This is a genomic window from Secundilactobacillus oryzae JCM 18671 (assembly GCF_000740055.1).
Lineage (GTDB): Bacteria > Bacillota > Bacilli > Lactobacillales > Lactobacillaceae > Secundilactobacillus > Secundilactobacillus oryzae.
Map to the genome: position 1 here is coordinate 1 of NZ_BBJM01000043.1, position 10,478 is coordinate 10,478.

Consider the following 10,478-nt stretch of genomic DNA (forward strand, 5'->3'; position numbering starts at 1 on the left):
GGTTTTACGACCACGATGACTAAGTTTAACTTCATGGTCAGTTTGAGCCTTAACTGCGTGATACTCACCAGCTAAGCGATGAACCTCATTAAAGATAGTGGTTTTACTAAAGCCTACATAATCGGCAATATATTGAAGTGAGTGCTTTTCATGATGAAGTGTTTCGATGACAACGCGGTCTTCAAATGATAAAATAGTGGTGCCCATAAAGGTTCTTCTTTCTAGTGGAATGTTGTGGTGACACCATTAAAGACCTTTATAGGTTTTTCTGTCCACTAATATGTTCAACTTAAATTTTACAATCTACCAAATAAAAAATTTTTAAAAAATCGCGGTTTAATTCTATGATAAAAAGCTTATAGTAAGTTAAGTAACCTTAAAAATAAGAAGCAGGTGATTTCCTTTGCCATTAAAGAACATTCAGAAATACGAAAAAACACAGTGGTTTGAGGCGCAAACCGCTGTGCTTAAAGAATATGATTTATATTTAGCTAGCTTACGTGAAAAAGGTGTCGATTACACCATTGAACATTCCCGACAGCTGATCGTGTATCAAGATTTAGTGGCAGAATGGCGCCACAAGCTACCAACGCTAATCGTGGACTTAGAAGATAACCCACTGGCATTGACCATTTTTGCTGATTTAGCCAAAGATGGTCGTAGTCATCTATTGGGTCGGTGCTACGACCGAATCACCAGTTGGGTAGATTACGAGCCTAGCCCCTTATCCATGTGGCTAGAACTTGAAGAAGACTATAGCATCTAAAACTTTGGCAAATCATGACCCCGACTGCTAAGAGAATCTGGGGTCCATTTAAAAATCGTCAGCGCGCTTCCTAGATTGCTCATAGTCCGCGCAAAATGGTCCCGCGGATAATCTTTGCCCAGGTATTTCGCGCATAAAAGCGCCATATCTGGGGCAAAATTTTCAACAGATTCAACTTGTAATGAACCACTCAAATTAACGCTACGATAACGAAGTGTAAACTCTGGCGCGTCAACTTCAGTGTCGACAACGATTGTGCCCGCAATTGTTTCTTGTTCAGCCAATCGTTTCATTAAGCCGTTTTCCTTTGACCCATGAAGGAGGACGGCTTTTCTTTTAGAATCCCACACATAGGTCAATGCTGCAGTCTCCGGATGACCGGATTCATCAATCATACCAATGGTAACCGAAGTCCCCTTAAGCAGTACCTGTTCTACTTCGCTATCTGATAATTTGTGTCCCATCTCTGTCACTCGCTTTCTAATATTTAAGCAAGACTAGATCGGCTTACCGAAGTAATCTAAATCGTATTCGTTGTTGTCCATGTCTGCGACTTTTGGTAGGTGGCCCCACTTTTCATAGCCCATCTTCGTGAATAAGCCCTGACTGGGTTGGTTATGGGCAAAAACTAGTGACACAATCGTGTGGATACCCATCTGCTTGGCCTGTTGTTCTGCAAACTTCAATGTTCTAGTTCCCAGATGGTGACCACGCACTGATTCGTCCAGGTACACGCTTACCTCAGCTGTGTAACGATAGGCCAAACGACTGTTGAAGCTACCTAGACTAATCCAGCCTACCACGTGCTGATCATTTTCAATCACCCACAAGCCGTGGTGCACTTGATCAAAACTCTTAAACCAGGGCTCCCGGTCTTGAACCGTTACCGGGTCGAGATCTGCCGTCACCTGACGCGATGGAATTGTTTTGTTGTATATCGCAACTATCTGATCAAGATCCGCTCGAGTCGCGAATCGATATGTAAAATCATCCAATACTTCCCCTCCTCAGTTACTAGAATATCTAAGCTGAACCTTTTTGTAAATGGAAACTCAAAGATAGTCACTAGCAACTTTTTTTAATAAATTGTTTACTTATCGGGGTAAGTGACGTTATAATATACCTACATAAGGGATTTATTTCACAGAAGACAGCGATGACTGATTCTTAGCGGAATGAGTTCTATGCTTCCTCTGGAAGCAGCGACAAGCAATTATTATTGCTACCAAGTTATTCGTGGTTCTGTACACATAGATTAGGTAGGAGACTGAAGCGCGCACTTCAGTCTTATTTTTTACCCAAAAATAGGGATTTATCCTCACTATGCATCTTTCGTGGTTTCCTTCTCACCCTTGTTGGCTTCAAAAAAGGCCTTTAATTCAAGATAAGTTCCCATTGGTCTCACTTCCAATCTCAATGATTAACGTTATAATACACCTTTTGTTCAAATTGGTATATATATATTATCGAGATTTTTATCTTGATTTAAAAGAAATAACGCTAAACAATTAGATACTGGTATAGTTCGATTACTTATGAGTTGTTATTTGAGCGTCAGACTCTTAAACTGGAACTATAATCTGATCGGAGGGACTTAACCAATGGAACCCAAGAAATTGTACGAAACCAACGTTATTAACACTGATGGTGTAAACGGCCACGTCTTTGTTGAAGGTGATGGCGAGCTAGATGTGGCTATTAGTGACCCACGCAACGACGAAGCTGGCGCCAACCCTGAGCAATTTATTGGACTAGCGTTAAGCACTTGTCTAAATGCAACAATTGAAGCCGTGGAGAAACGCGAACATCAACCCCATACATCTCAAGTTCACGTCCACGTTACCCTCATCAAGGGCGAACACGGCCTCGAATTTCTTGTTCACGCCAAAGTTTACATTCCTGGTGTCGACTTTGAAACCGCCAAAACCTACACGGCAATCGCTGAAAAACGTTGTCCGGTTTCAAAGCTGCTTCAAGGTAGCGCTAACGTCAAAATTGAAACAGTCGAAACACTTTAACATAAATGAAAAGGGAATCTACCATCATTGGCAGATTCCCTTTTCATTTATTGCGCTTAAACAGCTGTTTGAATTTGGTGGTCAACTTGCCTTCATTATTAGGCTTGATTGAGCGGTCTTCCATAAACACGATCTTTCGCCATGCCTTTTTCTCTTCAGCAGTGAGCGGTCGTTTCTTATCTGATTGCATTAAGCATGATACCTTTCGTTATTTTACAATTTTGTTCATATGACTAAAGTCCTGAATAAATTCAAGGATGTCTTTGGCACGCTCTTCCCCGTAGTGGTCAATCCATCCCTGAAATCTTGCCTGATTGCGTTCCGAAACAATGCGTTCCACTTCTTCACCCGCATCAGTCAATCTCAGATAAAGTCGTCTGCGATCAGACTCATCCGTCACTTGAATGATATAATTTTGACTAAGTAAAACTTTGATTTGCCGTGAAATAGCACTTCTCGTGACATGACGATTATTGGCAATTTCTACCAATGTTAAATCACGCTTCCGTGCAATGTCGTGCAGAATCATGTACTGCTCAAACGACAGATGATAATCTGCAGCGGGCTCCGAAATGAATTCGTCCAGGTACTTAATTGACTGCATATAAGCCTCAATAAAAGAATCTAATAATTTCTCTTGATCCATATTTACACCTACACTCCTATTCATAAACAACTATAATTATGTTAGCATGCCAATTCTTGAATTACTACCGCTTACGCGAGGTTTAACCAATAAATAAATGATTGGAAGAAGAAATGATGACATCACTTTTAAAACTATCGCAAAAAATTTCTCTTAATATTTTAGCGCATTTTACGGATTTTTGTGAGGCTAATTCACTACAATATTTCATGATTGGTGGCTCCCTGTTGGGCACTATCCGTCACAATGGTTTTATTCCCTGGGATGACGATGTCGATGTCGGAATGCCAAGAGCTGATTATGAGCAGTTTCTAAAACTCGGTGACAAGTTCTTTGCGGACTCACGCTTTTTTCTCCAGACCCCTTATTCAGACGAAAACTACGGCCTAAGCTACGCCAAGCTCCTTGATCGTCAGACCTACATCGAAGAAAAGAACAGCATCAACAACGCTCGTAAGGGCATTTTTATCGATATCTTTCCATTTGATGCCATCCCAGAGGATCCGGCTGCTCAAAACGCCCAAATAACCCGTTTTCGATACTACGATAGCCTCATTTTAATCAAACTTCACTATAGCTTCTTTGATACCCCATTTCGGAACAAGAACGACTTGGATGAGGACTCACTTGAATCAGTTCTAGACCTCAAGCAAAAACGTGACAAAACCATGACGAGCTACAATAGTGATCCAGAAACGCTGCGCTTCAAAAACATTGCCTCGCAATATGCTTATGACAAGGAGATTATGGCTCTACCAGAGATGACGCAGGTAACCACCAAATCATTCGCAAATCTCAACGTCAAGGTTCCAATCGCCTACGATACCATTTTAACTCGGATGTATGGTGACTATATGACCTTACCACCAAAACGACAGCAATCCGAGAAACACCTCAAGCGGTTAATCTACGATAATCAAGAATTCAACTAACCTCATTCAATAGATACGAAAAAGGTTCTGACAAATACGAAATTTGTCAGAACCTTTTTTAGACTGCCCCGGCTGGGATCGAACCAGCGACCTCTTGATTAACAGTCAATTATTCTACCGCTGAACTACGGGGCAATGAATGATGCTATAAACTTTTTAAAATGGTACTACTGCCCCGGCTGGGATCGAACCAGCGACCTCTTGATTAACAGTCAATTATTCTACCGCTGAACTACGGGGCAATCTTAGTGATATTAAACTGATAAAAATACATGAATTCTAAATTAAAATTCATTACTGCCCCGGCTGGGATCGAACCAGCGACCTCTTGATTAACAGTCAATTATTCTACCGCTGAACTACGGGGCAATGAATTACCATGACATTATTTATATCATAAAATGATGGTAGTTGTAAAGACTAAAGTTGAATATTCAATCATCCAATATGATTCTCTTTAAGAATCATCTCAACCTCTTCTTGTGCCTTAGCCGTTCTGGTCCACTCTTCAAAGTGATCCATGGCTTCAGTCGGCATCTCAAAGGTTTCGTTGATGTACGCTTCGTACTTTGCAACGTGCACTGAATGGGGAATGTTAAGTTGCAAAATCCGAACCTGCTTGATAAATCCGCGTTCTGCAGCAAGCTCTGCTCGACCATTTTGCACCATATTACTAATCTCCATATACTTACTACCATCAAGGCATGTAATCTCTTCAATTAGCGTTAAAACTTCGTGACTCTTCATTGCCAACTCAACGACCCCTCTTCATCACAATGCAAGAAATAGTATATCACATTATTTTTCAATGAGGAACCCTTAGAATCAAATTAAGTCCAGAAAAGAGTCTGTTCTATTAGAGGTACCGCTGTCTGCATCATCCTCATAAAAATGATCTAATCAACGACAACAAAAAACCACTATCCAGCTAGATAGTGGTCGGCATAAGAGAGAAAGAGAATTGATTAGAAGGTAATTAATCTACCTCATGTGTTTACTTTAATCGAAATTGTAAGCGCTGTCAATAGTGAATAATAAAAAAGAAGAAACTTGTTCTTCTTATTTGTTTTCGCCAGGTAAGTCAAGGTGCTTAACCGGCTTTACAATACTGCTAGGATGTTGAATCACTTCAGAAACTGAGTGACCCGAAACGTTAACACCGGCGAGGAATAAACCGACCAACAGGACTGCCCAAGTTAACAGGACATTGCCTCCCGACATTTTTTCACTAATTACAGAACCATAAAGTTGGTGCTTAACCTCGCTCGCCACTCGTGGATTGTTAGGTTCAGCTTTTTGTTTTTCTTCAATCAACTCGTTTTGGAACGCGTCGATATCAAAATCCTTTTGATCCTGCTTCATTTTAAGTTGGAATTGCTTCTTTTCTTTTTTAGAAAGGCCCTTGAACCACTTCGTAAATTGACGGTATTCTGATACAACTTCATCAGTGTCGCCAAGTTGACGTAGTGTACCATAGTGAATCCAGGCGACACGATCACACATCAATTCGATTTGCTTTAATGAATGACTGACAAAAATAATGGTCTTCTTTTCGGCCTTAAATTCATTAATCTTGTCCAAACATTTTTGATAGAACGTGTCATCCCCAACGGAAAGCGCCTCATCGATAATTAAAATATCTGGGTTAACGTGCACGGCGATTGAAAAACCTAGCCGTGACTTCATTCCGCTTGAATAACTTTTAACGGGTTGATAAAGGAAATCACCGATATCAGCAAACGAAACGATGTCATCCATCAAATTATCAATTTCCTGATTAGTCAGTCCCTGCATCAGTGCTTTTAAGCGAATGTTTTCCAATCCCGTTAAATTACCTCGGAGACCTGCACCAATGGCGATAATTGAGGTATCACCCTTGACGTCGACCGTTCCGGTAGTTGGTGGGATAATTCCCGAAATGATATTGGATAACGTTGATTTACCAGAACCGTTAACCCCAATCAATCCCAACGTCTCACCAGGCTTAACCGTGAGTGAAACGCCCATTAGTGACCAGAAATGAGGAATGGGTTTGCGATTTAGCGCAAAGAACGAACGTAGCTTTTCAGATTGAGTCTTGAAAAGCTCGTACTGTTTCGTAATATTTTTTACTTGGATTTTATATTCTTCAGCCATTTATATACTTCCCGAGTTATCTTATTTGCCACATGGCACATATCTAGGCGTCATTATACCAAAAAAATAGCCTTCTGGGAAATATTCCCGAAAGCTATTAAAAACTTAAAACTCTTTTTAAATTCGCGTTTCGATTTGTGGCACCTTGCTACTCAGCCCAACCGTATGCTTACCAATTCGTGCCAATAACGTGCTAAACAGGTCGTTTGACTTTACCTTTGCGGATGTCATGGTTGTATCCACCTTGGGTGTTGCCTTCTTGTGTGAGTATTTAATCTCTTGATCCAACGTCTTTGTTAACCCATGTGCTCTAATAATCCGGTTTAAGGTTGAACCATAAGCAGCACTAGTTGAATAAGTGTGTGACAAAGCTTTCGTTGCCACCGTGTACTTGTTAGCATTTTCCTTCCAGGTCTTCTTGTAGAACTTGCTGTTCCATGAAGTCCCCTTCCGTAATACCTTGGCGTAATCTTCAAAAGACGCCTTAGCATTAGGATATTTTCTGAACTTAGCATACGTCGTGTAACGTGAACCGCTTGCGGTATATTCGAAGGTCTTCATTCGAACTGACTTTCCGTTGTAAGAACCCTTAATACCGAAAAAGTTGTGCGCTTTTTTGGAAAGGGCGCTCTTGCCCCAACTACTTTCGAGGCCGGCCTGCGCCATCATGACTGAGCCGTATAAGTTATGCTTGTCGCTAACTTCTTTAACTGATTTGGAATACTTCTTGATAAACGTTTTGGGACTTGCGGCCTGTGCGGGTTGTACCGGTACTAGGCTGACAATTACGATTAATGAGAAAAAGATTGCCACAAGTCGTCTAAAATACTTCATTCGATTAATAAACTCCTTTGTGTTTTAAAAGTTCCATTTCGACACAAGCGTTTATTATACGAACCAGGACTTACTAAGCAAGTTTGTGTAATGTGTAATTTAGATTATTTTCTCATTTGTAACATAAGAAGTAGGTTATAGCGAAAGTTTGCTAATACCAGTTAATAATATTACAACTTAATGACAAACCGTCCATAAAAAAAGAAAGCCGTTTCATCGGATTCCTTTTTTTAGAATTTGAGGGCTTTTTCGTAGACCCAATATTTAGTTGATGAACCGCTAAATTTAATTCGATACCACTTGGTATTTGAACTCGTTTTGACCGCAGAAGCGTCTACCGTAACTGCTGTATTAGCTTTAACTGCAGGGCTTAAAGCTGTCCACTTGTAAGTCTTCTGATCAAAATGAGTATTCTTAACGTGATTCTACAAGACATATTTCGAGTAAACGGAGCTTAACTTGGCCTTCTTACTAGTATTGGTGTACTTCACCTTAGCGTAAGTTGTTTGAATCCCCTTCGCTGCAATCCAAGCTTTAGTCTTACCATCAATCGCAATTCGGTACCAAGTTGTCTGTGCGCCGTTATTGTTGACCGTCGCAATATTGTCAGTAACATAGGTGGAAGCCTTCAAATCGGCACTCATCCCTATTTTCTTAGACAAATAATCTGAGTTATAGGCATGATTGTGTAATTGATAGTTGACCGCATGATTGATTTTAACGTTGGTTTTCCCACTTGTATAGGTCGTTGTCGGCAATGACAGCGCCTTTGAGTAAACCCAATACTTCTTAGCGCTCTTGGCACTTGAGAAACGAATTCGGTACCAGGTGGTGTTAGAAGCCGTTTTAACGCCTCGCATATCCATCCAGACTTTCTGACCAGGCGCACCATTTACCGTCTTCCAGTCGGTTTTAACCTCGTTACTATTTGTTCCTTTAACATGGTTGTACAGCATGTACTTACTATAGTTTGCACCTAGCGTAGCCGTTTCTGAACCAGCTGCACTGTAATATTTAGCAGTATCATATGTAACCGTATCAAGCGCATCTAGATTATAGGACTGAATTAACGTTATTAGCGACGCCCCATATGTAGGTGCCGTGGCGTAAGTTCCCGTAAGTGCGTTAGCTGCGTCTTCGTAAGTGGCCGTATTTTCTCGCCAAGTTCCTGAATAGTAAGTTGCGGAGAATCCTGGTCCATTACGCAACAATTGGGCATTATCAGTCATTGACGCCTTAATGCTGGGATATTTTTTGAAAACTGCATCTGTATAGTACAACTGGCCATTAGAATCGTATTCTGCGGTTTGCATCGTTACCGACTGACCGTTATAGCTGCCTTTAATGCCAAAGTAGTTATTAGCGGTTGTCGATAATGTACTGTTACCCCATGAGCTTTCTAAAGCCGCCTGTGCCATCATTACTGACGGATAGAGCTTATAACTATTTGCGACACTCTTTACATCCGGTGTCATCTTGGTAATAAAAGCGGCTGGTGTGAGCGTCGCACTTTTCGCTTCTTTTGCACTCCCTGCTTGGTGAATCGCAATGGCTCCCATCGCTGCAATGGCTGTGATGGCAAGTAGTCCCTTGCTGAGTATACCCTTCTTCATTGCGTGATACTCCCTTCAAATATGTACCTGTGATTTATTATACAGGGCAGTTCACTGTAACTGCAATAACAAAGGCTTTACAAAAAGCTTAAGGATTAAAAAAAGATCTGTGAACACAACCTCACAGATCTAATTCCAACTATTTAGTTAACTTGCTTGCTGCTGCCTCATCAATGATGATTGTGACGTCATCATGTTCTTGTAAGTAGCTAGCAGGTACGTCTGGTGTTACAGGGCCTTCTAACATAGCCTTCACGGCGTCCGCCTTTTCTTCACCATAAGCCTCAAGCAGGATTTTTTTAGACTTCAAAATTGACGCAATTCCCATTGAGTATGCGTAAGTTGGCACATCACTTGCTTTGTCGAAGAACCGTGCATTAGCGTCGATTGTTGATTGCGTTAATTTAACCTTGTGGGTTAACAACTTAGGATCTGTACCGGGTTCATTGAATCCGATATGACCATTTTGGCCAAGTCCTAGAATTTGAAGATCGATTGGGTTGTCGTCGATAATTTTGTCGTATGATTCTGTTGCAACCTTCTCGTTGGCATTAAATCCATCTGGCACGTATGAGTGTGCGAATGGTTTCTTACTAAAGAAGTGTTCTTGCATGAAGTAGTGATAACTTTGAGGGTGATCTGGGCCCAAGCCCACATACTCGTCCAAATTAACTGAAGTGGCTTTACTGAAATCCAGATCACTCGCCGTAATTTCATCGTAAGTTGTAACTGGGGTACTACCAGTTGCCAAACCAAATACTTTAGCACCGTTATTGAGGGCGTCCGCAAAGACTTTGTAGCCTTCCTTGCCACCTTCATTTTTATCTTTAACAATTAAAGCCTTCATATTATTCGTTGTCATGAATGGTTCTCCTTCCGCCCTAATGGTATAGTCCAATATTAACTGTTCTAGACCAATATTGCAAATCTCAAGCCATAAAAAAAAGCAACTTCCTTTTGGAAATTGCATGCGTCGCTTATCGACGAACACCGCGTCGATCGGCATTTAATTCATTTTGCTGCTTGCGGAATTTATCCCAAGTAGCTTCTTTTTTGGGTGTGTCCTTCTTATTAGAAGCCCGTTTCTTAGTATATTTCATTTTCTCATCTCCCGAATTGTTGCTCACTGACAACCATTCTACCACAGCCGTCAAATTTTGGACAAAATAAAAACCGCCGGCTCGCTGTCCAACGGTAATCATTTATTATGGCTCTATACTAAATCCTGTTGATGGATATCTTAAGTGATATTCTATTAACAGGATTTTTTGCATAAAAAAAGGCCCATGGCCTCATATACTTAAAATCCACCCACCACAAGCATCATTAGAAAGGATATGAAAAAACCATGAATCCAAATAATAATACCATCAAATTCGCTTTAAGTATCGAAGATACTAATGTAAATTTCTATAATTTTAAAAAAAGTACGATGAGAGGTATTACATCCAAAGTGTTTGAAGCTAATGTTCTCGCCAATTACAGTAAGTGTCCCCAGTGTGGATTTGAAAAGCTAGTCCACAACGGACACTT

14 protein-coding genes, 3 tRNA genes and 1 pseudogene are annotated in these 10,478 nt (G+C 40.7%); 4 read left to right on the forward strand and 14 right to left on the reverse strand.

Annotated elements, in window-relative coordinates:
- Nucleotides 1–207, reverse strand: a 207-nt coding sequence (locus LOSG293_RS08830; protein ID WP_152551132.1) for a helix-turn-helix domain-containing protein, incomplete at its 3' end; no start/stop codon positions are given.
- A 196-nt stretch (nt 208–403) separates the two neighbouring features.
- Here LOSG293_RS08830 and LOSG293_RS08835 point away from each other — a divergent pair.
- Entirely contained in the window at nt 404–766 is a 363-nt protein-coding gene (locus LOSG293_RS08835) for a hypothetical protein (RefSeq protein WP_051907276.1), read from the forward strand.
- Here the strand turns inward: LOSG293_RS08835 and LOSG293_RS08840 are convergent.
- Both LOSG293_RS08840 and LOSG293_RS08845 read right to left on the reverse strand, forming a co-directional pair.
- Entirely contained in the window at nt 763–1,230 is a 468-nt protein-coding gene (locus LOSG293_RS08840; RefSeq protein WP_034529468.1) for a pyridoxamine 5'-phosphate oxidase family protein, read from the reverse strand. The genes LOSG293_RS08835 and LOSG293_RS08840 overlap by 4 nt on opposite strands.
- Before the next feature lie 33 nt (nt 1,231–1,263).
- Complete coding sequence (locus LOSG293_RS08845; RefSeq protein WP_034529470.1) at nt 1,264–1,761, reverse strand: GNAT family N-acetyltransferase; 498 nt, start codon at nt 1,759–1,761, stop codon at nt 1,264–1,266.
- 606 nt (nt 1,762–2,367) lie between these two features.
- On the opposite strand from LOSG293_RS08845, the gene LOSG293_RS08850 reads away from it, so the two are divergent.
- The gene (locus LOSG293_RS08850) at nt 2,368–2,784 is read left to right on the forward strand and encodes an OsmC family protein (protein WP_034529473.1); all 417 of its coding nucleotides are present in this window, start codon (nt 2,368–2,370) and stop codon (nt 2,782–2,784) included.
- A 43-nt stretch (nt 2,785–2,827) separates the two neighbouring features.
- Here the strand turns inward: LOSG293_RS08850 and LOSG293_RS10010 are convergent, their stop codons facing one another.
- Nucleotides 2,828–2,974, reverse strand: coding sequence for a hypothetical protein (locus tag LOSG293_RS10010; protein WP_160171723.1), 147 nt, complete (start codon nt 2,972–2,974; stop codon nt 2,828–2,830).
- 18 nt (nt 2,975–2,992) lie between these two features.
- Nucleotides 2,993–3,454, reverse strand: coding sequence for a MarR family winged helix-turn-helix transcriptional regulator (locus tag LOSG293_RS08855; protein WP_034529475.1), 462 nt, complete (start codon nt 3,452–3,454; stop codon nt 2,993–2,995).
- Nucleotides 3,455–3,543: 89 nt separating this feature from the next.
- Here LOSG293_RS08855 and LOSG293_RS08860 point away from each other — a divergent pair, with 89 nt between their 5' ends.
- Nucleotides 3,544–4,362 carry a LicD family protein gene (locus LOSG293_RS08860; RefSeq protein WP_034529476.1) on the forward strand — a complete coding sequence of 273 codons (819 nt, stop codon included), beginning with the start codon at nt 3,544–3,546 and terminating at the stop codon, nt 4,360–4,362.
- Between the two features lie 63 nt (nt 4,363–4,425).
- Here the strand turns inward: LOSG293_RS08860 and LOSG293_RS08865 are convergent.
- From LOSG293_RS08865 to LOSG293_RS10290, 9 genes are all read right to left on the reverse strand, one after another.
- Nucleotides 4,426–4,497 (reverse strand) — tRNA-Asn (locus LOSG293_RS08865).
- A 35-nt stretch (nt 4,498–4,532) separates the two neighbouring features.
- Nucleotides 4,533–4,604: transfer RNA gene (locus LOSG293_RS08870), tRNA-Asn, on the reverse strand.
- A 55-nt stretch (nt 4,605–4,659) separates the two neighbouring features.
- Nucleotides 4,660–4,731: transfer RNA gene (locus LOSG293_RS08875), tRNA-Asn, on the reverse strand.
- Between the two features lie 69 nt (nt 4,732–4,800).
- A complete protein-coding gene (locus LOSG293_RS08880) occupies nt 4,801–5,109 on the reverse strand; it encodes a hypothetical protein (RefSeq protein WP_034529485.1) in 309 nt (102 codons plus the stop codon).
- 312 nt (nt 5,110–5,421) lie between these two features.
- Complete coding sequence (gene tagH, locus LOSG293_RS08885; RefSeq protein ID WP_034529479.1) at nt 5,422–6,498, reverse strand: teichoic acids export ABC transporter ATP-binding subunit TagH; 1,077 nt, start codon at nt 6,496–6,498, stop codon at nt 5,422–5,424.
- A gap of 117 nt (nt 6,499–6,615) precedes the next feature.
- Nucleotides 6,616–7,332, reverse strand: a complete 717-nt coding sequence (locus tag LOSG293_RS08890; protein WP_051907278.1) for a glucosaminidase domain-containing protein — start codon at nt 7,330–7,332, stop codon at nt 6,616–6,618.
- A 425-nt stretch (nt 7,333–7,757) separates the two neighbouring features.
- Nucleotides 7,758–8,945: a glycoside hydrolase family 73 protein gene (locus LOSG293_RS08895; RefSeq protein WP_235786844.1), complete on the reverse strand. Its 1,188-nt coding sequence runs from the start codon at nt 8,943–8,945 to the stop codon at nt 7,758–7,760.
- 139 nt (nt 8,946–9,084) lie between these two features.
- Nucleotides 9,085–9,792: a glucosamine-6-phosphate deaminase gene (locus tag LOSG293_RS08900; RefSeq protein ID WP_034529488.1), complete on the reverse strand. Its 708-nt coding sequence runs from the start codon at nt 9,790–9,792 to the stop codon at nt 9,085–9,087.
- A gap of 130 nt (nt 9,793–9,922) precedes the next feature.
- Nucleotides 9,923–10,045 (reverse strand): hypothetical protein, encoded by a 123-nt coding sequence (locus LOSG293_RS10290; protein WP_268870199.1) that lies wholly within the window; start codon nt 10,043–10,045, stop codon nt 9,923–9,925.
- A gap of 248 nt (nt 10,046–10,293) precedes the next feature.
- On the opposite strand from LOSG293_RS10290, the pseudogene LOSG293_RS10170 reads away from it, so the two are divergent.
- A pseudogene (locus LOSG293_RS10170) lies at nt 10,294–10,478 on the forward strand (ISL3 family transposase); the annotation flags it as partial.